The following is a 21,669-nucleotide window of genomic DNA, read 5'->3' on the forward strand; positions in this document are numbered from 1 at the left end:
TTTCATTGATTCTGGCCCTGGGGCATCCTGCCGCGGGGCTTTGGAGCCCTACATTTATGGCATCCCCTGCAACCGCCGCAGGCGTTAATTTCCAGGGCAGCATGGTGGCCCTGGTCACCCCAATGCAGCCCGACGGCAGCCTTGACTATGCTGCCTACCGGTCGTTGATCGACTGGCATATTCAGGAAGGAACCGACGCACTTGTGGTGGTGGGCACCACCGGGGAGTCGCCCACGGTCTCCATGGAAGAGCACGCGGAACTGATCCGCGTTGCCGTCGAGCACGCCGCTGGCCGCATCCCGGTCATCGCCGGCGTGGGTGCAAACTCCACCGATGAAGCCATCCACCTGACGCGCCACGCCAAGGCGGTTGGCGCGCAGGCCGGCCTGTCGGTCGTCCCTTACTACAACAAGCCCTCGCAAGAAGGCCTGTACCGCCACTTCCGCACCATTGCGGAAGCCGTCGATCTGCCCACCATCCTGTACAACGTGCCGGGCCGCACGGTTGCCGACATGAGCAACGAAACGGTTCTGCGCCTGGCTCAGGTCCCGGGCATCATCGGCATCAAGGACGCCACCGGCGATATCGCCCGCGGCGGCCTGCTGTTGCGTGAAGCGCCTGCCAGCTTCCAGGTCTTCAGCGGCGATGATCCCACCGCCGCCGCCCTGATCCTGCTGGGCGCGCGCGGCAATATTTCCGTTACGGCCAATGTGGCGCCCAAGCTCATGCGCGAGCTCTGTGCCGCCGCCCTGGCTGGCAACGTGCCGAAGGTCCGTGAACTTAACGCGTACCTGGCGCGTCTGAACAAGGCTTTGTTCGTTGAAGCCAATCCCATCCCCGTCAAGTGGGCTCTGGCCGAAATGGGCCGCAGCGCACTGGGCTACCGGCTTCCGCTGGTTGAACTGGGGGCGCAGCATCACGCAACGGTGCGCGGCGCGCTCCAGGAAACGGGTCTGCTCTAAATATCGTGAGGATACGTATGAACAAGCGTCATGCCGGTTTGTCGGCATTGATGTCTCTGGTGTTGTTGGCCGGCTGCTCCGAGGTCAACCAATTCCTGGGCAATGAAGAATCCGTCAACTACAAGAGCGCCGTCACTCAGCGTGGAGAGCCTCTGAGCATTCCGCCCGATCTGACCCAGGCTAACAGCGATCCGCGCTACCGCGCGCCGGCTTCGGGCTCGACGACGTACTCGCAGTTCCAGCAGCAGGGCCAGGCCCAGGCCAGCTCCCCGAAGACCAGCAATGTGCTTCCCGGCCGCCAGGACATGCGCGTCGAGCGCGACGGTGATCTGCGCTGGCTGGTCGTGGACCGCGCTCCCGAGGAAGTGTTCCCGCGCCTGGTCGACTTCTGGACCGAAAACGGCTTTACCGTGGCCAGCAACAACCCCGCGGCCGGCCTGATCGAAACGGACTGGGCTGAAAACCGCGCCAAGATCCCGGAAAGCTGGCTGCGCCAGGCGCTGGGCGCGGTGCTGGAATCGGCCTGGGACAGCGGCGAGCGCGAGAAATTCCGCACCCGCGTCGAACGCGTCAACGGCCACACCGAAGTCTATGTCAGCCATCGCCAGATGCTCGAAAAGCGCGTGGGTGCCGACGGCGGCCAGGTGCAGTGGCAGAACGGCAAGGAAGATCCGGGCCTGAATGCCGCCATGCTGGCGCGCATGATGGTCTACCTGGGCTCGGACGTCGACAGCGCCCGCAAGCTGGTGCAGCAGGCTGAAGCCGCGCCGCAAAAGCCTGCCGTGCAGCAAGATGTCCGCGCCCAAGGCGCATCGCTCATCGTCAGCGAATCGTTCGACCGCGCATGGCGTCGTGTCGGCGTGGCGCTCGACGGCGGCGGTTTCGCCGTGGAAGACCGCGACCGTTCCGCCGGCGACTACTTCGTGCGCTACGTGGATACCGACACGGGCGAGAAGATCGACCAGCCGGGCTTCTTCAGCCGCATGTTCTCGGGCGACAAGAAGGCTCAGGCGCCGCAGTACCGCATCCACCTGGCCGCCAGCGGCGACCAGACCACGGTCACGGTGCTGGACGCCAACGGCACGCCCGACAGCAGCGCAACCGCCCAGCGCCTGCTGAGCGTGCTGAAGGACAAGATGTAAGCATTGGGGGGCCGCCAGCGGCCTTCCAGTCCCCGCCAGGGGGCAAATTGAAAAAAGGCCCGCAAGGGCCTTTTTTCATGGGCGTTTCCGTCGTGCGTAAAAAAGCCCTGGCATGCCAGGGCTTTCTTGCGTCTTCAGAGCGGGGGTTCGTGCCTGAATTATTACGACGCGGGGGTGGTCGATCCGCCCGGGGTGGTCGAACCGCCGCCAGGCGTGGTGCCCGGCGTGGGCGCCGGAGCAGGAGAGGTGGCCGGGGGCGTGGTGCTCGGTGCAGGCGTGCTGGCGCCCGGGGTGGGGGTGGTCGCGGGCGCCGGGGCATCTTCCTTCTTGTTGCAAGCGCTGAGCGCGACGGCCAGCACCGAGGCAATAATCAAGGTTTTGCTCATCATTATTTGGACTCCTATAGATGACGACTCTTGAAACCCCGTTAGGGGAAACCAGAATTCAGGCTACAGGAAGGTCCGGCGCCATCGCGTATGAAAGTTAAAGAGGTCGCATCCCAACGGCAACAAACCTTTCAGCTTCGTGTTATGTCTTTCTTGATGTGACCCGGCTTACAGACCTGATTTCTTTCTGTGCAACACAGATACGCGGACGTTTCCAGATACTACGCAGGCAGGTAGTGGATCCACCCCGAATCCAGCCAATCGGCCAGGCATGAGCGGGCATCGTCGGACAGGCGCGCGCAGGCGCCATCCGAGCAGTCGAGGCTGCGCGCATCGGCCAGCAGGCGCAGCGCGGCGTCCGCCGGCACCATGGCCGTCTCGCCATTGATGAAGAGCTGCTTGCCGCGATACAGCATGCGGCTGCGGCGATCCAGCACCAGGCGGCCGGCGGCGGGCCAGTCTTCTTCCAGGTCGACAGCCATGCCCTCGGGCGCATCGAATACGCTGAGGTTGCTGGGCTCCGTCAGCCAGCAACCCAGGAATCGCGAGGCCAGCGCATCGTCGAAGCGCAGCTTTTCCACGGTCTCCAGGGTGGCGGCGACCAGCCCGTCGGGCAGTGCAGCCGGCGTATTCACGGCCGGCTGGGCCGGATCGCGATAGACGGCGGACAGCTTCGGACCAGGCAGCGCCGGTTCGCCGTAGGGGCCGCCCAACAGACCGACGCGCGCCATGACCTGGTCGGCGGCCGCTTCCAGCAGGCCGCGCGCAAGCGTCGCCTGCGTGGGGGCGCGAAAACCGATGGAGATGGTCATGCAGCCGTCGCCCACCGCAATGCCGTCATGGGCGGCCTGCGGCGGCAGGTAGAGCATGTCTCCCGGGGCCAGCACGGCCTTTTCTTCCGGCTGGAAGTTGCTCAGGATCTTCAGCGGCAGGTCCGGCTCCAGGGACAGGTCCTTCTGGCGGCCGTAGCTCCATTCACGTTCGCCCGCGGCCTGCAGCAGGAACACGTCATAGCTGTCGAAGTGCGGCCCGACCCCGCCGCCGTGGCTGGCGACGCTGATCATCACGTCGTCCAGGCGGGCATCGGGAATGAAGCGGAACAGCCCCATCAGTTCGGAGGCGGCGTCGCTGTGCAGGTCCACGCTTTGCACCAGCAGGGTCCAGTCGCCTTCGTTGTCCTTGGGCAGGCGCGCGAAGGGGCCGTTTTCCATTTGCCATTCGCCGTTCTCGCGCCAGATCAGGCGGGACTCGACGTCGTCGCGGCGCGCCAGCTTCTTGATGGCGGCGATGGTGAGCGGCGGCTTGAAGGCGGGGATGGCCTGGCGGATCAGCAGCGGCTTCTTTTGCCAATAGCGGCGCATGAAGTCGTTGGGGCTCTGATTGCCCAGAAGCGGCAAGGGGTGGTCAAGGTTCATTGGAGGTGCTTCTTCAGGCGGTAAAGGGCATCCAGCGCTTCGCGCGGGGTGAGGCTGTCGGGGTCGATGGCGGCGAGTTCTTCGCGCAGGGTGTCCAGCGCCTCAATGGCGTCCGAGCGCTCGGCCTCGGCATAGGCCTGCGCGTCGGCCTCGGCCGCGGCCGAGAACAGGCCGAGTTGCGGCGTGGGCGCGCCCTGGGCTTCCAGGCGCTCGAGTTCGCGGGTGGCCTGGCGGATCACGGCGGCGGGCACGCCCGCGCGCTGCGCCACCTGGATCCCGTAGCTACGGCTGGCGGGGCCTTCGCGCACTTCGTGCAGGAACACGATGCCGCCCGCCGATTCGGCGGCGGCCAGGTGGACGTTGGCGGAAGCGGGCTGCTCGGCCGGCAGGCGGGTCAGTTCAAAATAGTGGGTGGCGAACAGCGTCAGCGCGCGGTTGTGCGCCAGCAGGCGGCAGGCGATGGCCCAGGCCAGCGCCAGGCCGTCGTAGGTGGACGTGCCGCGGCCGATCTCGTCCATCAGCACCAGGCTGTTGGGCGTGCTGGCCGACAGGATGGCGGCGGCCTCGGTCATTTCCATCATGAAGGTCGAGCGTCCGCCGGCCAGGTCGTCGGCCGCGCCGATGCGGGTGAAGATGCGGTCGATCTTGCCGATGCGGGCGCGCGACGCGGGTACGAAGCTGCCGATGCGGGCCAGCAGCACGATCAGCGCCACCTGCCGCATGTAGGTCGACTTACCGCCCATGTTCGGGCCGGTGATCAGCAGCATGCGCCGCGCGGGATCCAGGCGGCAGCCATTGGGCGTGAAGCGTTCGATCGCGTGTTCGACCACGGGATGGCGGCCGGCCTCGATGTCGATGTCGGCCTGCTCCGAGAGTTCGGGCGCGATCCAGTCGTGGCGCCGCGCATGTTCCGCCAGGGCGGCCAGCGCGTCCAGCTCCGCCAGCGCCGCGGCGCAGTCGGACAGCGGGCGCACGTGCTCGGCCAGCACGTCCAGCAACTGTTCGAACAGCCATTTCTCGCGGGCCAGCGAACGGTCCTGCGCCGACAGCACCTTGTCTTCCCAGGTCTTGAGCTCGGGCGTGATGTAGCGTTCGGCGTTCTTGAGCGTCTGGCGGCGCCGGTAGTCTTCCGGCACTTTGGCGGTCTGGCCCTTGGTGACTTCGATGTAGAAGCCATGCACGCGGTTGAATTCCACGCGCAGGTTGCTGATGCCGGTGCGCTCGCGTTCGCGCGCTTCCAGCTGCACCAGGAAATCGCCGCCATCGGCGGCCAGGCCGCGCAATTCGTCCAGTTCCGCGTCAAAGCCCGCCGCCAGCACGCCGCCATCGCGGATGGCCACGGCCGGCTCCGCCGCGATGGCGCGCACCAGCAGGGCGGCCAGCGCAGGGTCCACCGACAGGTGCGAGATCAGCTCGCCCAGCCGGGGCGAGCCCGCCATCGGTTCGACCAGGTCGCGCAGCGCGGGCAGGGACTCCAGCGCGTCGCGCAGGCTGGCCAGTTCGCGCGGGCGCACCGAACGCAGCGCCAGGCGCGCCGCGATGCGTTCAATATCGGGAAAGGCGTTCAGGGCGGCGCGCAGGGCTTCGAGCAGGCCGGCCGAACCGAAGGTCTGCTCCACGTCCATGCGGCCCGCCAGCAGCGCCGAGATGGCCTGCTGGCGCGCCAGCGCCTGTTCGTTCTCGCGCAAGGGGTGGTGCAGCCAGCGGCGCAGCAGGCGGCTGCCCATGGGCGTGCGGCAGCCGTCCAGCAGCGAGAACAGCGTCGGCGAGTCTTCGCCCGACAGCGTCTGCGTCAGTTCCAGGTTGCGGCGGGTCACCGGATCCAGCAGCACGTACTGGCCGGGGCGCTCCGCCGACAGGCTTTGAACGTGGGCCAGCGCCTGCGACTGCGTACGCGCGGCATAGCGCAGCAGGGCGCCCGCCGCGCAGATGCCGGCCGGCATGTCTTCGATGTCGAAGCCCGCCAGCGTATCCGTCTTGAAGTGCGCCAGCAGATGAGCGCGCGCGCCGTCGTTTTCAAAGTGCCAGTCCGGCACGCGCGAGCGGGCGCCTTCGAACGGAAAATCGAAGTCGGCGCTGTCGGCGCAGATGATCTCGGCCGGCGCGACGCGGTGCAGCTCGGATTCCAGCTGGGCGGGCGCGCACTCGGTGACGCGGAACTCGCCGCTGGCCAGGTTGAGCCAGGCCAGTCCGGCGCGGGGCGCGCGCGCGTTGCCGCTGACGAACACCGCGGCCAGCGCGCGGTCGGCCTTGGCCGGCAACAGCGCGTCGTCGGTCAGCGTGCCGGGCGTCACGATGCGCACGATGCGGCGCTCGACCGGCCCCTTGGACGCCGCCGGATCGCCGATCTGCTCGCAGATGGCGATGGACTCGCCCATGGCGACCAGGCGCGCCAGGTATTGCTCCATGGCGTGGACGGGCAGGCCCGCCATCGGGATCGGGATGCCGTTGGACGAACCGCGCTTGGTCAACGTCAGGTTGAGCAGACGCGCGCCGCGCTCGGCGTCTTCGTAGAACATCTCATAGAAGTCGCCCATGCGGTAAAAGAGCAGCAAGGGTCCGGCCTCCGCTTTAAGGCGGAGGTATTGCTGCATCATGGGGGTGTGGCCCGCGTGGGCGTCGGCGGCGGTGTTTTGTATTGCTGAATTCATGCCCGTGATTGTATCGGGGCGGAAGAGGGACTGCGGCGCCGAGGGAGCTTTTAGACCGTATTGCGTATTTTCCCTGCCTCAGGCTTGCTCGTCCCGGCCAATCCCGCGGCGCGCACCCGTCCCCCGGCGACTACCAGCGCAACACCGGCCATGACCAGGCCTATGCCGGCCAGGGTTGTCCAGGCGGGGAATTCGCGCAGGAAGAGCATCCCGATCATCACCGCGAACGCGGGCGCCAGGGCGCCGAACATGGCGGCGCGCGGGGCGCCCAGGCGCTGCACGGCCTGCGCATAGCAGTACATTCCCAGGATGGCGACAAAGACTCCTTGCGCCAGCACCTGCAGCGCGAGTTCCCCGGGCGACGCGGAAAACAGGTTCGGTTCCAGCCACAGGAAGTAGATGGGCGTGAACAGGACGGCAGAGCTGACATTGACCAGCGCCGTCGCCTGCCAGGGGCTGATGCCCGAGCGGCGCTGCGCAATGGTGAAGGCGGCGAAACAAAGGCCGGCCAGCAGAAACAGCAGGTCTCCGCGCCATTCACCCGCTGCGCGATTGGCCAGCAGGGCGTAGCCGCCAATGCAGAGCACCCCCGCGACGACCGCGGCCATGCCGCCGAGCTGACGTCGCGTGAAGCGTTCGCCGAACAGCAGGCCGGACAGGACGGCTACCCAGATCGGCATGGCGCCAATCATCAGCGTGGCGACGTGCGAGGCCGGCGCGAAACGCATGCCGGACGAGGCAAGCAACATGAAGGGCACGCCGGCGCCCAGCACCATGACAAGCAGCCGCGAGATGCCGATCCGCGCGATGTCCAGCCGGTTGCGGGCAAGCACCGGCCACAGGAACAGGGCGGATACCGCAAAGCGCAGGAATGTCACGTCGTAGGGGCGCAGGCTGGTGGTGACCGCAAGGCGCGTGGCGACGGACCAGCCCGACCAGATCAGGGCGACGGCGAGCCCGTAGAGAACGCCGGTCACCCATGGCCTGCGTCCGGACGCCAGCGTTGGAGACAAGCTATGGGTTTGTGTTGGCATGTCGTCCAGAGGCTCCTTGAGAATGCGCTGATCCGTGCATGGCCAGGTGACTATAGGTTGATGGATGAATTTATAAAAACGATTTATAACGAACAAACAATTCTCTAAAAACGATATATGGACCTTTCAGACCTACAGGTTTTCAGGACGGTCGTGCAGGCGGGAGGAGTGCTGCGCGCGGCGGACGTTCTGCACCGCGCGCAGTCGAGCGTGACGGCGCGCATCCAGGCCCTGGAGCGCAAGCTGGGGGTCGCGTTGTTCATACGCGAAGGGCGCCGGCTCCAGTTGTCGCCATCGGGACAGATTCTCCTGGGCTATGCGGACCGCCTGCTTGAACTGGCCCGGGAAGCCAGCAACGCGGTGCAAGTGGACAGGCCGGTGGGCGTATTGCGGGTGGGCGCCATGGAAAGCACGGCTGCGGCAAGATTGCCCGAGCCGCTCGACCGCTTTCACCAACGCTATCCCGAAGTCGCGCTGGAGCTCTATTCCGGCGATCCGCGCGACCTGATCCGGCGGTTGCTCGATTCCCAGCTCGACACGGTGCTGGTCGCGGGGCCGCTATCGGATCCCCGCCTGGCAACCCGGGAGATCTATGTGGAGGAACTGGTGATCGTGGCGGAAGCCCGGCATGCGCCGATTGCCACGCCCAAGGACTTGCCGAAAAAGACAATTCTTGCCTTTCATCCAGGCTGTCCGCACAGACTGCGGCTGGAGGAATGGTTTGCCCGGGGGCATGTGATGCCCGAGCGGATCGTCGAGATGGGTTCGTATCATCTGATACTGGGTTGCGTGGCAGTGGGCATGGGGGTGGCGCTGGTGCCGCGCAGCGTGCTTGCGGGCTATGCCGAGAAAGACCGGCTCAGCATCCATCGCCTGCCTGCGCGTTTTGGCAGCGTGAAAACCCGCCTTGTCTGGCGCAAGGATGCTCCGCAGGCAAAGGTGCTTGCGCTTGCCGAGGTCCTGCTGGAACGCTGAGGCCAGCAGGTTGCGAACCGGCGAGCTTGCGGCCGGAGGTTGCGGCCGGGCACAATCGCAGGTCGCGGCCCTCGTCGAGGCCGCCGGAGCCACAGAGCCATGCAGGATTTTGCCGTTCCCGCCGTGCTGGATGCCAGCGAGCGCGTTTCCATCGCCAGCGGGTCGCACCGGGCCGAGTTTGCGCCTGGCGGCGGCGGGCGGCTGACGCGCCTGTCCACGGGCGGGCATGATTGGATCGTGCCGCTGAGCGCCACGGAATGGCCGGCAGGCAAATGGCCACGCGCGGGGTCCTATCCGCTGGCGCCTTACTCGAATCGCATCCGCGACGGCGTGTTCACTTTCAACGGCGCCAGGCATGTCTTGCAGTCCGTGCCGGGCAGGCCGCAGGCGATCCATGGCGCGGGGCTCTTCCAGGCCTGGCAGGTCCGCAACCGGACCGAAGACAGCGTCGACCTGGTACTGAACCAGCCCGCCGGCGTGCTGGGCTGGCCGTGGCCGTTCGAATGCGTGCAGCGCTGGCGCCTGGATTCGCGGGGCTTAAGCCTGACGCTGGCCATCGCGAACCAGGGCGACACGCCCATGCCGTTCGGCCTGGGTATTCATCCCTACTTCACGGCCCAGCGGGTGACGCTGCACGCCCGGCGCATCTGGCCGGCCGGCGCGGACGGCTTGCCCGTGGGCAGCCAGGTGACGCATGTGCGCGAACTGCGCCAGTGCGACGAGGGCTGCGATACCTATCTGTCGCAATGGCAGGGGCGAGCGACCTTGCACTGGCCGGATGGCCACGAGCTGGCGCTGCACGCGGATCCGGCGTTCGCGCACCTGGTGGTGTACACGGCGCCGGGCGCCGACTTTCTTTGCGTTGAACCGGTAACCAATGTGGCGGATGCCTTCAATCTGGCTGCTGCCGGCGATACCCGCACCGGCATGCGGGAGCTGGCGCCCGGCGAGCGCTTCAGCGCAACCGCCTTGCTCGCGCTCATGCCGCCGCGTGACGCGTGACGCGCGGGCATGCGGGGCTTTGTAAGCGCCAGCCCTCCGGTGATAATCCGGTCAAACCAAGTCTAGGAGTCATTACGTGAAAAAGCTCAGCACTGAACAATTGCAGGCTGCCGCCGAGACGCTGCGCCGGGTGCAGGCGAAGCTGGCCCGCTCCGGCAACCTGCCGCTTGAGCCGACCATCTACGCCAGCGCGAAGGGGTTTCGCCGCAACGTGCCTGAGTACGTATGGTCCTGGCTGTCGGGTCTGCTGGCGCCGCACAAGAGCCTGTCCTCGTGGATGGACACGCACCAGCCCGGCTGGCGCGAAGGCAAGACGCCGGCCGCGGTGGTGTACGCCCGCACGGAGAATGGCTGGTTCGAGTGGCTGATCGCTGAACTGGAAACCGAGATCAGCGATCCGCATGCGCGCGCCAGGCGCGAAGGGCGCGGGTAAGGCGCAAGGCGCCTGAACGCTAGAACCCTTCCAGCACGATCTTGCCCCGCGCCTTGCCGCTTTCGATGAACGCGTGGGCCCGCCGCAGGTTCTCGGCATTGATCTTGCCGTAGTGCTCTCCAAGCGTGGTGCGCAGCGTGCCGTTGTCGATCAGGCGGGCCGCCTGGTTCAGGAGCTCGTGCTGGGCAATCAGGTCCGGCGTGCCGTGCAGCGGGCGCGCGAACATGAATTCCCAATGCAGGGAGGCCGACTTGGCCTTGAGCAGGCGCACGTCGATGGCGGCGGGGTCGTCGATCAGCGCGATCTTGCCCTGCGGCGCGATCGCTTCGGCCATTTGCGGGAAGTGCCGGTCGGTCTGATTCAGGCCGGCGATAAAGCTGACATGCCCGAAGCCGATGCGCTTGAGCTCTTCGGTCAGCGGCTTGCCATGGTCGATGACGTGGTGCGCGCCCAGGTCGCGCACCCAGGCCTGCGTCTCGGGGCGCGACGCCGTGCCGATCACGGTCAGCCCGGTCAGCTGGCGGGCCAGCTGCACCAGGATCGAACCCACCCCTCCGGCCGCGCCGATGACCAGCAGGCTGTGTTGGCTGGGGGCGGCGTTGTCCAGCACGCGCAGGCGGTCGAACAACAACTCCCAAGCGGTGATGGTGGTGAGCGGCAGGGCGGCTGCCTGCGCGAAGTCCAGGCTTTTGGGCATGTGGCCGACGATGCGCTCGTCCACCACATGGCGTTCGCTGTTGGCGCCGGGGCGGGTCAGGGCGCCGGCGTACCAGACGCGGTCGCCCGGCTTGAAGAGGCTGGTCCTGGCGCCGACGGCTCGCACGATGCCGGCGGCGTCCCAGCCGATGATCTCGGGCTGGCCGTCCTTGGGCTTGCGGTTGGCGCGGATCTTCACGTCCACCGGGTTGACCGAGATGGCGTGCACATCCACCAGCAGGTCATGGTCGCCCGGCGCGGGGTCGGCGACGGTGATGTCCTGCAAGGCTTCGGCGTTGTCGGCGGGCAGGTTCTTGAAGTAGGCGATGGCTTTCATGGCTTGGGCTCGGTGCGGTCAGATGATGGAGCGGACGACGCCGCCGTCCACGCGCAGCGCGGCGCCGTTGGTGGCCGAGGCTTGCGTGGAGCAGGTGTAGACGACCATGTTGGCCACTTCCTCGACCGTGGCCAGGCGGCGCAGCAGCGACGTGGGGCGGTGCTGGGCGACGAAGTCGCGCTCCATCTGCTCCTGGCTGACGCCTTGTTCCTTGGCCATTTCGGCGAAGAAGTCGGAGACGCCTTCCGAACGGGTGGGGCCGGGCAGCACGGCGTTGACCGTGACGCCGGTGCCGGCGGTCAGCTCCGCCAGGCCGCGCGACACGCCCAGCAGGGCCGTCTTGCTGACGCCGTAGTGGATCATTTCGGCGGGAATCTGCACGGCCGATTCGCTGGAGATGAAAACAATGCGGCCCCAGTTGGCGGCCGTCATGCGCGGCAGGTAGTAGCGCGACAGGCGGATGCCGCTCATGACGTTGGTGTCCATCATGGTCTGCCAATCGTCGTCCGTGATTTCGGTGAACGATTTGGGCGCGAAATAGCCGGCGTTGTTGACCAGGATGTCCACGTCGGGATGCGCGGCGCATATCGAGGCCGCGCCATCCGCCGTGGCCACGTCGGCCTGCACCGTGCTGACCTGGGCGCCGGGAGCCTGCTGGGCGACGGCCCGGGCAGCCTGCGCCAGCTTGTCCGCGTTGCGGCCATGCAGCACGACCTGCGCGCCGGCCTCGGCCAGGCCGATGGCGATGGCCAATCCGATGCCGCCGGACGACCCGGTGACCAAAGCCTTCTTGCCCTTGAGTTCGATTTTCATGTGGTGACTCCATGCGTGTCGGGGAATGTCTGCATGATTACCTAGTCCACAACGATGAAAAACGGGCTAGCATCGCAGGCAGTTTCAATATTTTTTTGAAAATGAGGCGGGAATGGTCCGATTCGAGGACTTGAGGATCTTCATCGCGGCGGCCGACCTCGGCGGTTTTTCGGCCGCCGCGCGTGAGCTGGACCTGACCCCGGCCGTGGCCAGCGCCGCGCTCAAGCGCCTGGAACTCGCGCTGGAGGCGCGGCTGTTCGTGCGGTCCACCCGCAGCCTGCGACTGACCAGCGATGGCGAGCGCTATCTGGAGTATGCGCGCTCGGCCATTTCCACGCTGGAAGCCGGCAGGAACGCGATGGCGCGCGACAAGACGGACATTTCCGGCACCCTGTCCGTGTCCATCCCGTCGGACCTGGGCCGGCATGTCCTGCTGCCCTGGCTGGACGACTTCCAGCAGCAGCATCCGCGCGTCAGCTTCCAGCTGCGCATCAGCGACCGGCTGGCCGACCTGTACCGCCAGCCTGTCGACATCGCCGTGCGCTATGGCACGCCGAACGATTCGGGGCTGGTGGCCTTGCCCCTGGCCGAACACAACCGCCGCGTGGTCTGCGCTTCGCCCGCGTACCTGGCGCGCCACGGCGTGCCGCAGGCGCCGGCGGACTTGCGCCGCCACAACTGCCTGTCCTTCGTGCTGGGCGAGACGCTGCACGACCGCTGGACGTTCGAGCGCGACGGCACCAGCCTCACCGTGCCGGTCAAGGGCGACCGCGTCGGCGACGATGGCGACCTGGTGCGCCGCTGGGCGCTGGCGGGCCATGGCGTGGCCTATAAGTCGCGCTATGACGTCCTGACGGACCTGCGGGCCGGCCGGCTCGTCGAGCTATTGACCGGCTATGTCAGCGAGCCTTCGCCGCTGTACCTGCTGTGCGTGCACCGCATGTTGCTGTCGCCGGCCGTCAGGCGCTTGCGGGAGTTCCTGCAAGAGCGCTTCAGAGTCTTCGAAGCCGGATAGCGGCGCGGACCGTTGCCCGCGACGGCGTCCATTCAGCGAGCGGCGTGATGCTGTCCGCCCGCGGCCCGCTTGTTCGCCGCCCGCGTATGCGCGGCCTTCTTGGCGGCGGCCGATCGACCGGCAGCGCCCTTGGTGGCCGCGGCCTTGCGGGCAGCGGCGGACCGTTGCGCGGCCGTGCGCTTGCCGGCGGTCTTGCTGGCGTTGCGCGACAGCGCCGCGTGCGACGCCGGCTTGGCGCTTTCCTTCTTCAGTGCCTTGGTGGTGGCTTTGGCCCGCGTGGGCGACTTGGCGTGGCCGTCGTGGGCGGCATGGCTGTCTTGCTCGGCCTTGCGCTGGGTCGCGGCGCTGGCTTTCTTGGGGGCGGCCAGCTTGACTCCGGCGCGGCGGGCCTTGGACAGGCCGATTGCGATGGCCTGCTTGGTGGACCGCACTCCGTGCTTGCCTTCGCGCACGTGGTCGATTTCCTCGCGCACGAATTCTCCGGCCTGCGTGGACGCGGACTTGCCTTGGCGCTTGTCGCGCGCGGCGCGTTCCAGGGTTTTTCGTTCAGGCATGGCGACCTCCCTTGATTCGCGTTGCAAAAGCGGACTCCGCCGTCAGCCCCGGATCGAGACCGAGACCGGGCGACGAAACTCGTAACACCACTCTAGCGCCGTGGGGGTATCCTGTGTGTTCGAATGGATTGCCGGTCGTAAGCGCCGGGACAAGGCCAGCGCACCGACGATTCACGACTCACCCCCGATAGTGGAGACGAGCTATGTCGAATCATGTCTACAAGCAAATCGAATTGGTGGGCTCTTCCACCAAGTCCACCGATGATGCAATCTCCCAAGCCATTGCGCGCGCGTCCGAGACGTTGCGCAACCTGGATTGGTTCGAGGTCACCGAGGTGCGCGGCCACATCAAGGACGGCAAGGTGGCGTACTGGCAGGTCGGTATGAAGATCGGCATGCGGCTGGAAGGGAACGAGTGATTCCACGGCGCTGATTTCTCTCGCCGCAAGCGCGCGCGCCCTGCGCGGCGTGGGGCATTTATTGCTCAGCGACTTCAAGTCGTTGTTCGGTAAGGCTTTTATCGACTTGTTGTCCGACTGTTCAGAGGCTTGTCCACATTCCATGGGGACAAGCCTCTTTCGTTATCCCCAACGCCGAGCCGGCCGCGGTGGCGCCGCCGCGCTGGCTCGCGGCTGAGCGTTTCTTGCCCGCAGGTTCCAAGTCCATGGTCCATAAGGGTTTTTGACGACTACCCGCAGGCTGTCCTCAGGCTTATCCACATTTGACGGGGACAACCCGGAGCCCGCACGACAGCGTTTGGGCCTTTCTTGACCACCCCCTGCAGGACATTGATATGGAAGGGGATTTTCGACCTGCCCTCATACTGTCCTCATGCTTTTCCACAGAATGCTGGGACAATTCCACACAGGGCGAGGAAGCGGGGCGGCACAGGGAGAATCGGGCCCGCTTCAAGTGGATAACTGCGCCAAAACTCATCCAAAAGGATGATTGCGCATTTTTTAACCACCGATTGCAAGTGCTTGGCGGGACAGGGAATTTTGGGTCTACCCCAAAGCTGTCCTCACCTTTCTCCACAGTTGAAGGGGATAAGTCTGGAGGGCGCAGCCCGGCGCCGCGCAACTCCCTTCGGAAGCCTGTTCAACCGGCGCGCGATTCAGGCTCCATGCTCCCGCACATGCCGCACCACGTCGGCGTGCGTGGCGATCCATGCGCTCTTGGCTTGCGCCAGGCGGATGACCTCTTCCAGGATCCAGATGCGCGATCGGGCGCTGATGATGTGCGGATGCATCGTCAACTGGAAGATGGCGCCGTCGGCCTCGGCGCCTTCCATCTCGCGCACGAAGATATCCAGTACGTCCTTGGGCGGCGTGTAGGGCCGCAGGGACTGGAAGCGATGCATCATGAAGTACACGGCATCGTCGCGAATCCATTCCACCGGCAACTCGATCACGCCGGTAGGCTGGCCGTCTAGCATCAGCTCGTAGCAGTCTTCGTCGGCCATCAGCGAGGAGTCGTACTCCAGACCCATTTCCATGGCGATGCGCAGCGTGTGCGGGCTGAAGTCCCAGGACGGCGTGCGCATGCCCACTGGGCGGATTCCGGTGATTGCGGTCAGGGTGTCGGAGGCGCGCAGCAGCAGGTCGCGCTCAGCCTCGTAGGGCAGCACAGAGTTCAATTCATGGATCCAGCCGTGCAGCGCAATCTCATGCCCGACGGCGGCCAGGCGCTGCTGCTCCTCGGGATACAGCAGCGCTGCAACCGCGGGCACGTAGAAGCTGGCTCGCACGCCGTAGCGTTGCAGCAGCCGCTCGATGCGCGGTATGCCCACCCTGTTGCCGTATTGGCCCCAGCTCAGGCGGTTGATGGACTTGCCGCCATCGCGAAGTTCATTGGTTTCGTGGTCGCTGTCGAAGGACAGGGCCACGGCGAAGGGCGCGCCGCCGGGCCATTTTGCCGGATGCAGCGCGCGTCCCGCGCGTACGCCGTTGACGACCTTGCGCCAGTGCGCTTCGGGCCATTGCCAGGGTTCCTGGTCGGTCGGTGTATTCATGGTGTGAGTCTCAAAAGAGTTGAATGGACTATTTGCCGCCGTCCACGGAAATGATCTGGCCGTTAACCATGGCCGCCAGCTCCGAGGCCAGCCACAACGTGACATTGGCAATGTCTTGCGGCGAGGCCAGCCGGCGCAACGCGATGCCACGCAACAGTGCAGCCTGGCCGTCCGCGCCCATGGCGTCCCATTGCCGCTGGGTGGCGGCGTTGGTGATGACGAAGCCGGGCGCCACGGCATTGACGCGCACGCCGTGCGGACCCAGTTCGTGCGCCAGTTGGCGCGTCAGTCCCAGTACTGCATGCTTGCTTGCGCAATAGGCCTGCACGCCGGTCAGCGAAGCCTGCAGGGCGGCGCCCGAACTGATGTTGACGATGCAACCCCGTCCCCGGTCCTTCATTCCGGCCGCGACGGCGCGGCTCAGTGTGAACGCGGTGCCCAGGTTGATGTCGACCACGCGGTCCCAGTCTTCGTCCGTGACGGTTTCCAGGGGCGCATGCGCCTGCCCGGCCACGCCGCCTGCATTGTTGACCAGGACAGCGATGCCTTCGGGCATGGCCGCCTCGACGTCGCGTATCCATTGCGTGGCGGCGCGGCGGTCCAGCAGGTCGAATTGCGCACCTTGGATCGGATGTTCGCCCTGGTTCGCGAAGGCCATGGGCTGCAAGTCGCAGGCATGCACCCGGGCGCCCAGCGCGGCGAACTGTTCGGCGATGGCCTTGCCAAAGCCCAGCGCGGCACCTGTGACGACCACGGTCTTTCCAGTGAAATCAAAAGGGCTCATGGACGCGCCAGCTCCAGCAGGTTGTCGTCATGCAGCGTTCGCTGGCCGGCTTCGATGCCGCGGATCAGGCGCGTCAGCTTGTCCAGTTTGGGGCAGGCGATGCCATGCGTGCGGCCGATATCGACGATGCCGGCCATTATGTCGACCTCGGTAGGGCGCTTGCGCACGGCCAGATCGCGCCACACACCGGAGTGCGTCTTTGGATTGGGGCGGTTGAACGCCACCATGGCCGCCACGCTGGCGCGCGCCTGTGCCTCGGTCGCGCCCTCGCTGAAGGCCGCCGGATCAAAGCCGTTGAAACCTCGCAACGCAACGCCCTCGGCGCGCGCAACGTCGATGGTTTCGCGCGCCAGCTGGCGCCACAGCGCAAGCAGTTCCTCACGGGCCAGGCAGTCGGCGATTCCGGACTGGCCGATAGCCTGGGCGAATAACAGCGATCCGTAGGCCAGCTTGCCCCACAGGTATTCCCACACGTTATCGCTCAGCAGGGCTTCGGGTTCGAACTGTTGCAGGTCGCGATGCAATGCCTGGATACGTTCGCTCATGCGGCCATCGACTTCGCCCACCACCACGGCGGCGCGGTTGGAATACATGATTTCGCCAGGACCCATCCAGTCGGCGCCGAAGTTCACGAAGGCGCCGACCGTGCGCTCGCGTCCCACGACGGTTTCGATCTGGCGTTCACACAGGCCGTTTTGCAGCGACACGACGTAGCCGTCATCGGCCAGGTGCGGTTGCAATTGGCGGCACGCGTCCAGCGTGTGCTGCGCCTTCACGGCCAGGAATACCCGACGCCACGTTCCTTGCAGCGAGTCTGGCGTGCACGCCGGGGCATGGACGCGGAAGTTGTCGATCGCGCCGGTAATGTTCAGGCCGCGCGCCGGATCGCGGATCGCGGCGACGTGATCGGCCTCCACGTCCACAAAGGTGACGTCGTGGCCGGCGCGCGCCAAGTATGCGCCTATCGTGCCGCCGATTGCGCCGGCGCCCCAAACAAGAATGTCCTTGTGCATTTTTTTGCTGCTCACTTCAAGTGTTCGTGCGCCGTTTCGCGCAGGCCAAGAATGACCAGGCCGGATACGACGCCAGCGAGGATCAGGTAGTAGGTGGGCGAGATCGGGGAACCCGTGGATTCGATCAGCGCCGTGGCGATGAAGGGCGCGAATCCGCCGAAGATGGCTGTCGCCAGGCTGTAGCCGATGGACAGCAGCATGGTGCGCGAATGCGTGGGGAATATTTCGCACAGGGCCGAAGGCGCCGCACCCGAGAAGGCCGCGATGAAGATGTTGAATACGATCTGGATCGTGACGATGGTCTCGAAGGATGGCTTGTTGAGGATCACCGTGAAGAGCGGATAGGCCAGCACGATGAATCCCGCGCAGCATGCCAGCAGCAGGGGGCGCCGTCCGATGCGGTCCGACAGCCATCCGAACAACGGCGTGGCCAGCACCAGCACCACCAGCGCGATCGCGTTGGACTTCAGCGCCTGGGACTGGGTCAGGCCGACGTACTTGACCAGGAAGGTCGGCATGTACGACAGCATGATGTAGTACGAAACCGTCCAGATGATGGTGAACCCGAACGCGCGGCCCATCATCTTGATCGCTTCGCCGCGAGGCATGGGCACGCGGGTCTGCGCCAGTTGCTGGGATTCGGTGAACGCGGGCGTCTCGACGAGGTTGCGGCGCATGTAGATGCCCACGGGGAGCAGCAGACCGCCGATCAGGAACGGAATGCGCCAACCCCAGTCGTCCATCTGTTGGGTCGTGAACAAGCCGACAACCGCGGCCACGACCAGGCTGGACAGCAAATTGGACGACGCGATGGAGGCCTGGCCGAAGCCGCCATAGAGGCCGCGCTTGCCCGCGGGCGCGGATTCGACGATCAGCGCGGTGGCGCTGCCCCATTCGCCGCCGGCGGCCAGCCCTTGTACCAGCCGCAGCGCCACCAGCAGGACGGGGGCGGCAAGGCCGATGGTGTCGTAGGTGGGCAGCAGGCCTATGCCGACCGTGCCCAGGGCCATCCCGAAGATGGTGACCTGCAAGGCGATGCGGCGCCCGTGGGTGTCGGCAAGGCGTCCGATCAGCGCGCCGCCCAGGGGTCGCGCCAGAAAGCCCACGCCGAACGTGGCGAAGCTGGCCAGCAGGCCCGCCACCTCGTCGCCTTGGAAGAACTTCCTGGCGATGGTCGAGGCCAGGAAGGCGTAGACGATGAAGTCGTAATACTCGAGCACGTTGCCGATCATGGCTGCCGCCAGCTGGCGCTTGGGCTGCACAGGGGCGATGTCGGCGGGAGTGGTCGATCTTGGCAGTGCCGGAGAGGTAGCTGTAGGCGCGGAGTTCATGGTCGCATTGGCTGAGGTCTATGGTGCGCGGGATGAGGCCTGCCCCGCATTCGTTCATATATGTGAACGTCATTCACATACAGGAATATGATGCAGGGAGCGGTGGGGCGCGTCGATAGGGGGAATTACTGATGAAGGGCGGGCGGCCGGATCGCGGGGCTTGCATGGCCGATTGAGCCGCGCGGCCAGATGCCGGGGGGCCTGCCTGCGGCGGACGCGCGCCGACGCGCTCGCCGTCCTCAAGGGAGGCGAGTGACGGGGCTAAACGAAAGGGGGAGGGGGGCGGGGCTGGCGCAGTGAGCGCTCAGCCCTCTCCCAGGGCCGCCTGAATGACCGCCACGCGCTGGCGCAGTGCCTGCACAGCCTGCTCGCGCTTGTCGGCGAAACGCGCCGAGATGAATGCGACGTTGAGCGCCGCCAGAGGTTGGCCGTCCTTGTCCAGGATCGCCATTGCCAGGCCCGTGCCGCCGCGTTCGGCCTCTTCTTCGACCACGCTGTAGCCGTCCTGCGCTGCCTGGGCGATTTTTGCGTGGATGTCCGCCAGGGCGGTCAGGGTGTACGGCGTGATGGCCTCGCGCGGATGGCGCGCAAGCATTTCGTCGCGCCGCTGGGGCGTCGAGTGCGCCAGCAGGACTCGGCCTATCGCCGTGCAATACACCGGGAACAGTTGCCCCGGCGTGGTTTCGTAGCGTATGGGCTGATGCGACAGCGCCTGTTCCAGGATTTTCAGGTGGCCCGAGTCCTGCAAAGAGCCCAGGCTGACGGTTTCGCCGAGTTCGGCAGCCATTTCAGCCATCATCGGCGCGGCGATGGCCACCAGGCGCGCCAGCGTGTCGCCGCCCCAGCCGAACCCGTGTTGGCGAAAGTAGGCATTCAGCGTGTACTGGCCCTGCTCGTCGCGCACGACATAGCCGCGCGAACAGAGCGTGCGAAGCAGGCCCAGGGCGCTGCTTTTGGGCAGGCTGAAACGGCCGGCGATTTCGCCCAGCGTATAGCTGCTCCTGGATGCCGAGAAAAACTCCAGCAAATCCAGCACTCTCGCGGCGGACCGTACGACGTCGCTCATTCTGTTCTTTCCATATATTTCACCGATGGGGCGCAACTCCCGCGCATCGCGGTGCCGGACGCAGCCCAGGGGACGTTTTTTGTGAGTGGCCAGTATATATATTGCCGGGCGAGATCCCGTCTTGAACCGCCGTCCGGCGCGGCGGCGAAAAAAAAGCCCCCCGACGCATCGGGGGGCTTGATCGCCCGGAGGTAGAGCGGGCGATCGGCGCCGGCCCGGGGCAGGGCCCCGGCCGGCATCGGCGGCAATCAGGCATTCAGTTTCTTGACCCAGTCCACATAGCGGTCGATCCAGCCTTGCAGGAACTTGCGCGTGCCTTCGTTGGTGATGTTGAACTGGTCATCGACCAGGCCTTCCGTGTACTGCAGGAACACTTCCGGCGTGGTCAGCGTATTGGCGCCTTCGGCGGCCAGGATGTTGCGCAGGTGCTGCTGCATCATCGCCGTGCCGGCGGCGCTGGGCGAGGCGCCGACCACACCCACGGTCTTGCCCGTCCAAGAGTTCTGGCCCCAGGGGCGCGAACCCCAGTCGATGGCGTTCTTGATGGCGGCCGGCAGCGAGCGGTTGTGCTCGGGCGACACGAACAGGATGCCTTGCGCATCGGCGATCTGCTGCTTGAGCTTGGCGGCCGGCGCAGGCAGGTTGTTCTCGTTGTCCTGGTTGTAGAGCGGGACATCACCCAGGCTCACATACTCGAATTTGAAATCGGCGGGAACCAGCTTTTCGAGCGCACGGGCCAAGCGCAAATTGATCGAGGCGGCGCGCAGGCTTCCGACGAAAACTGCAATCTTGTATGTGCTCATGGGCGGGTGCTCCAACGGAGAAAAGGAAGGACCAGTGTAGACCCGTAGCGCAACGTGCTCAATGCCGATTGCGCCATATTGTTATGTCCGGGCCGGGCCGCAAGTGTGGCGCGGGCCGATGACAGGCTCATGTCATCAGGCTGACGTGGGCGGACACCACGCGCCAGCCTTGCGGCGTGCGCATCCAGGTCTGGCTCTGGCGTCCGATGCGCTCGCTGCCGTCGCGCTGGAATTCCAGGTTGGCGGTGGCGAAGTCGCTGCCATAGGTGGTAATGGCGGTGCGCAGCACGCGGCGCGCCAGACCCTGGGGTGAACGCCCGGCGCGGAATTCGCGTATTGCGTCGTAGCCGTAGAGGTTCTCGCTGGCGCCGTAGCGCAAGGTATGCGGGCTGTTCCAGAACAGCGTGTCCAGCACGTCCACGTCGTTGGCGACCAGCGCCGCCTCGTAGCGCTCGAACGCCGCCTTCACTTCAGCCACGACCTCGGGCAGGTTGATGTTCATCGGTCTATCTCCGGAATGCACCAAGACAGTGCGTTGTGTAGGGGTAATCACCAATATGGTGTGTGCTGCGGTGCGAGAAATTCATTGTCATCAAGAAGAACTGTCACTCGCACCAGGGAAATGCTGCGCCGCAAAGCTGGCACGCGGCTTGCTAGGGTTAACACTGCATAACAAGCTGCACGCTGCCCCAGGAGTTCCGACATGTCCAGTTCCGCTGTTTCCGCCCCGGTCACCATGCTGGTGACGCGGCACATCGCGCCCGAGCGCTATAGCGATTTTCTGTCCTGGATGCGCCAGGGCGAAATCCTGGCGGCGGGCTTTCCGGGCTTTCTCGGGTCGGGCGTGCTGCAGCCGCCCGAGGGCGGCGACCAGTACCAGATCGTGCTGCGCTTTACCGACGAGGCCAGCCTGAACCGCTGGGAAAAGTCCCTGCCGCGCCGCATGTGGCTGGAACGCGGAGCCAGCCTGGTGCGCGCCAGCCACGAGCATCGCGTGAGCGGCACGGAGGGCTGGTTCGCGCCCAAGACCAGCGCGCCGCCGCGCTGGAAGCAGGCCGTGAGCATCTGGCTGGCCTACTTCCCGGTGCTGCTGGTGTTCTCTATCCTGGTCAGCGAGCACTTGAGCATCCTGCCGGTGTTCTGGCGCGTCCTGATCACCAGCGTGACCTTGACGCCCATCATGGTGTTTGTCTGCATTCCCGTCATTTCGCGCGTGCTGCATCGCTGGCTGCGCGCGGGCTGAACG

General features: G+C 66.0%; 22 protein-coding genes. 8 read left to right on the forward strand and 14 right to left on the reverse strand.

The window, feature by feature from the left end:
- Nucleotides 1–56: 56 nt before the first annotated feature.
- Both dapA and bamC read left to right on the forward strand, forming a co-directional pair.
- A complete protein-coding gene (dapA, locus tag HLG70_RS01155) occupies nucleotides 57–962 on the forward strand; it encodes a 4-hydroxy-tetrahydrodipicolinate synthase (protein WP_171664734.1) in 906 nt (301 codons plus the stop codon).
- A 17-nt stretch (nucleotides 963–979) separates the two neighbouring features.
- On the forward strand, nucleotides 980–2,104 hold the full coding sequence (bamC, locus tag HLG70_RS01160; protein WP_171664733.1) for an outer membrane protein assembly factor BamC: 1,125 nt from the start codon (nucleotides 980–982) through the stop codon (nucleotides 2,102–2,104).
- Nucleotides 2,105–2,265: 161 nt separating this feature from the next.
- On the opposite strand, the gene HLG70_RS01165 is transcribed toward bamC, so the two are convergent.
- From HLG70_RS01165 to HLG70_RS01180, 4 genes are all read right to left on the reverse strand, one after another.
- On the reverse strand, nucleotides 2,266–2,493 hold the full coding sequence (locus HLG70_RS01165) for an endopeptidase (RefSeq protein WP_171664732.1): 228 nt from the start codon (nucleotides 2,491–2,493) through the stop codon (nucleotides 2,266–2,268).
- Between the two features lie 218 nt (nucleotides 2,494–2,711).
- Nucleotides 2,712–3,905: a cupin domain-containing protein gene (locus tag HLG70_RS01170; RefSeq protein WP_171664731.1), complete on the reverse strand. Its 1,194-nt coding sequence runs from the start codon at nucleotides 3,903–3,905 to the stop codon at nucleotides 2,712–2,714.
- Nucleotides 3,902–6,556: a DNA mismatch repair protein MutS gene (mutS, locus tag HLG70_RS01175; protein WP_171664730.1), complete on the reverse strand. Its 2,655-nt coding sequence runs from the start codon at nucleotides 6,554–6,556 to the stop codon at nucleotides 3,902–3,904. The genes HLG70_RS01170 and mutS overlap by 4 nt, the downstream gene beginning before the upstream one ends.
- Nucleotides 6,557–6,606: 50 nt before the next feature.
- Nucleotides 6,607–7,590, reverse strand: a complete 984-nt coding sequence (locus HLG70_RS01180; protein WP_171664729.1) for a DMT family transporter — start codon at nucleotides 7,588–7,590, stop codon at nucleotides 6,607–6,609.
- A 117-nt stretch (nucleotides 7,591–7,707) separates the two neighbouring features.
- Here HLG70_RS01180 and HLG70_RS01185 point away from each other — a divergent pair, with 117 nt between their 5' ends.
- From HLG70_RS01185 to HLG70_RS01195, 3 genes are all read left to right on the forward strand, one after another.
- The gene (locus HLG70_RS01185; protein ID WP_171664728.1) at nucleotides 7,708–8,565 is read left to right on the forward strand and encodes a LysR family transcriptional regulator; all 858 of its coding nucleotides are present in this window, start codon (nucleotides 7,708–7,710) and stop codon (nucleotides 8,563–8,565) included.
- A 99-nt stretch (nucleotides 8,566–8,664) separates the two neighbouring features.
- Nucleotides 8,665–9,567 (forward strand): aldose 1-epimerase, encoded by a 903-nt coding sequence (locus HLG70_RS01190; RefSeq protein ID WP_171664727.1) that lies wholly within the window; start codon nucleotides 8,665–8,667, stop codon nucleotides 9,565–9,567.
- Nucleotides 9,568–9,643: 76 nt separating this feature from the next.
- A complete protein-coding gene (locus tag HLG70_RS01195; RefSeq protein WP_171664726.1) occupies nucleotides 9,644–10,000 on the forward strand; it encodes a hypothetical protein in 357 nt (118 codons plus the stop codon).
- Between the two features lie 19 nt (nucleotides 10,001–10,019).
- Here the strand turns inward: HLG70_RS01195 and HLG70_RS01200 are convergent, their stop codons facing one another.
- Together HLG70_RS01200 and HLG70_RS01205 are read right to left on the reverse strand one after the other, a co-directional pair.
- A complete protein-coding gene (locus tag HLG70_RS01200) occupies nucleotides 10,020–11,033 on the reverse strand; it encodes a zinc-binding alcohol dehydrogenase family protein (protein WP_171664725.1) in 1,014 nt (337 codons plus the stop codon).
- 18 nt (nucleotides 11,034–11,051) lie between these two features.
- On the reverse strand, nucleotides 11,052–11,846 hold the full coding sequence (locus tag HLG70_RS01205) for an SDR family NAD(P)-dependent oxidoreductase (RefSeq protein WP_171664724.1): 795 nt from the start codon (nucleotides 11,844–11,846) through the stop codon (nucleotides 11,052–11,054).
- Nucleotides 11,847–11,958: 112 nt separating this feature from the next.
- On the opposite strand from HLG70_RS01205, the gene HLG70_RS01210 reads away from it, so the two are divergent.
- The gene (locus HLG70_RS01210; RefSeq protein ID WP_171664723.1) at nucleotides 11,959–12,861 is read left to right on the forward strand and encodes a LysR family transcriptional regulator; all 903 of its coding nucleotides are present in this window, start codon (nucleotides 11,959–11,961) and stop codon (nucleotides 12,859–12,861) included.
- 32 nt (nucleotides 12,862–12,893) lie between these two features.
- On the opposite strand, the gene HLG70_RS01215 is transcribed toward HLG70_RS01210, so the two are convergent.
- Nucleotides 12,894–13,415, reverse strand: a complete 522-nt coding sequence (locus HLG70_RS01215) for a DUF6496 domain-containing protein (protein WP_171664722.1) — start codon at nucleotides 13,413–13,415, stop codon at nucleotides 12,894–12,896.
- Nucleotides 13,416–13,618: 203 nt separating this feature from the next.
- On the opposite strand from HLG70_RS01215, the gene HLG70_RS01220 reads away from it, so the two are divergent.
- The gene (locus HLG70_RS01220; RefSeq protein ID WP_088141994.1) at nucleotides 13,619–13,834 is read left to right on the forward strand and encodes a dodecin; all 216 of its coding nucleotides are present in this window, start codon (nucleotides 13,619–13,621) and stop codon (nucleotides 13,832–13,834) included.
- Nucleotides 13,835–14,529: 695 nt separating this feature from the next.
- Here the strand turns inward: HLG70_RS01220 and HLG70_RS01225 are convergent.
- From HLG70_RS01225 to hpxZ, 7 genes are all read right to left on the reverse strand, one after another.
- Nucleotides 14,530–15,426 carry a polysaccharide deacetylase family protein gene (locus tag HLG70_RS01225; protein ID WP_171664721.1) on the reverse strand — a complete coding sequence of 299 codons (897 nt, stop codon included), beginning with the start codon at nucleotides 15,424–15,426 and terminating at the stop codon, nucleotides 14,530–14,532.
- A 28-nt stretch (nucleotides 15,427–15,454) separates the two neighbouring features.
- The gene (locus HLG70_RS01230; RefSeq protein ID WP_171664720.1) at nucleotides 15,455–16,210 is read right to left on the reverse strand and encodes an SDR family NAD(P)-dependent oxidoreductase; all 756 of its coding nucleotides are present in this window, start codon (nucleotides 16,208–16,210) and stop codon (nucleotides 15,455–15,457) included.
- Entirely contained in the window at nucleotides 16,207–17,238 is a 1,032-nt protein-coding gene (locus HLG70_RS01235; protein WP_234103339.1) for a ketopantoate reductase family protein, read from the reverse strand. The genes HLG70_RS01230 and HLG70_RS01235 overlap by 4 nt, the downstream gene beginning before the upstream one ends.
- A complete protein-coding gene (locus HLG70_RS01240; RefSeq protein WP_171664719.1) occupies nucleotides 17,235–18,554 on the reverse strand; it encodes an MFS transporter in 1,320 nt (439 codons plus the stop codon). The genes HLG70_RS01235 and HLG70_RS01240 overlap by 4 nt, the downstream gene beginning before the upstream one ends.
- Before the next feature lie 304 nt (nucleotides 18,555–18,858).
- Nucleotides 18,859–19,620, reverse strand: coding sequence for an IclR family transcriptional regulator (locus HLG70_RS01245; protein WP_171664718.1), 762 nt, complete (start codon nucleotides 19,618–19,620; stop codon nucleotides 18,859–18,861).
- A 248-nt stretch (nucleotides 19,621–19,868) separates the two neighbouring features.
- A complete protein-coding gene (locus HLG70_RS01250; protein ID WP_171664717.1) occupies nucleotides 19,869–20,423 on the reverse strand; it encodes an NADPH-dependent FMN reductase in 555 nt (184 codons plus the stop codon).
- Between the two features lie 127 nt (nucleotides 20,424–20,550).
- Nucleotides 20,551–20,925 carry an oxalurate catabolism protein HpxZ gene (gene hpxZ / locus HLG70_RS01255; protein ID WP_171664716.1) on the reverse strand — a complete coding sequence of 125 codons (375 nt, stop codon included), beginning with the start codon at nucleotides 20,923–20,925 and terminating at the stop codon, nucleotides 20,551–20,553.
- Nucleotides 20,926–21,126: 201 nt separating this feature from the next.
- On the opposite strand from hpxZ, the gene HLG70_RS01260 reads away from it, so the two are divergent.
- Nucleotides 21,127–21,666, forward strand: coding sequence for an antibiotic biosynthesis monooxygenase (locus HLG70_RS01260; protein WP_171664715.1), 540 nt, complete (start codon nucleotides 21,127–21,129; stop codon nucleotides 21,664–21,666).
- The last annotated feature ends 3 nt before the right edge of the window (nucleotides 21,667–21,669 follow it).

Source organism: Achromobacter deleyi, assembly GCF_013116765.2.
Classification (GTDB): domain Bacteria; phylum Pseudomonadota; class Gammaproteobacteria; order Burkholderiales; family Burkholderiaceae_B; genus Achromobacter; species Achromobacter deleyi_A.

Coding starts and splice junctions, on each gene's coding strand:
- HLG70_RS01210 (WP_171664723.1), top strand. CDS start 11,959: ATGGTCCGATTCGAGGACTTGAGGATCTTCATCGCGGCGGCCGACCTC.
- HLG70_RS01240 (WP_171664719.1), bottom strand. CDS start 18,554: ATGAACTCCGCGCCTACAGCTACCTCTCCGGCACTGCCAAGATCGACC.
- HLG70_RS01220 (WP_088141994.1), top strand. CDS start 13,619: ATGTCGAATCATGTCTACAAGCAAATCGAATTGGTGGGCTCTTCCACC.
- HLG70_RS01230 (WP_171664720.1), bottom strand. CDS start 16,210: ATGAGCCCTTTTGATTTCACTGGAAAGACCGTGGTCGTCACAGGTGCC.
- HLG70_RS01205 (WP_171664724.1), bottom strand. CDS start 11,846: ATGAAAATCGAACTCAAGGGCAAGAAGGCTTTGGTCACCGGGTCGTCC.
- bamC (WP_171664733.1), top strand. CDS start 980: ATGAACAAGCGTCATGCCGGTTTGTCGGCATTGATGTCTCTGGTGTTG.
- HLG70_RS01170 (WP_171664731.1), bottom strand. CDS start 3,905: ATGAACCTTGACCACCCCTTGCCGCTTCTGGGCAATCAGAGCCCCAAC.
- HLG70_RS01190 (WP_171664727.1), top strand. CDS start 8,665: ATGCAGGATTTTGCCGTTCCCGCCGTGCTGGATGCCAGCGAGCGCGTT.
- mutS (WP_171664730.1), bottom strand. CDS start 6,556: ATGAATTCAGCAATACAAAACACCGCCGCCGACGCCCACGCGGGCCAC.
- HLG70_RS01225 (WP_171664721.1), bottom strand. CDS start 15,426: ATGAATACACCGACCGACCAGGAACCCTGGCAATGGCCCGAAGCGCAC.
- HLG70_RS01165 (WP_171664732.1), bottom strand. CDS start 2,493: ATGATGAGCAAAACCTTGATTATTGCCTCGGTGCTGGCCGTCGCGCTC.
- HLG70_RS01200 (WP_171664725.1), bottom strand. CDS start 11,033: ATGAAAGCCATCGCCTACTTCAAGAACCTGCCCGCCGACAACGCCGAA.
- dapA (WP_171664734.1), top strand. CDS start 57: ATGGCATCCCCTGCAACCGCCGCAGGCGTTAATTTCCAGGGCAGCATG.
- HLG70_RS01245 (WP_171664718.1), bottom strand. CDS start 19,620: ATGAGCGACGTCGTACGGTCCGCCGCGAGAGTGCTGGATTTGCTGGAG.
- hpxZ (WP_171664716.1), bottom strand. CDS start 20,925: ATGAACATCAACCTGCCCGAGGTCGTGGCTGAAGTGAAGGCGGCGTTC.
- HLG70_RS01250 (WP_171664717.1), bottom strand. CDS start 20,423: ATGAGCACATACAAGATTGCAGTTTTCGTCGGAAGCCTGCGCGCCGCC.
- HLG70_RS01260 (WP_171664715.1), top strand. CDS start 21,127: ATGTCCAGTTCCGCTGTTTCCGCCCCGGTCACCATGCTGGTGACGCGG.
- HLG70_RS01180 (WP_171664729.1), bottom strand. CDS start 7,590: ATGCCAACACAAACCCATAGCTTGTCTCCAACGCTGGCGTCCGGACGC.
- HLG70_RS01185 (WP_171664728.1), top strand. CDS start 7,708: ATGGACCTTTCAGACCTACAGGTTTTCAGGACGGTCGTGCAGGCGGGA.
- HLG70_RS01215 (WP_171664722.1), bottom strand. CDS start 13,415: ATGCCTGAACGAAAAACCCTGGAACGCGCCGCGCGCGACAAGCGCCAA.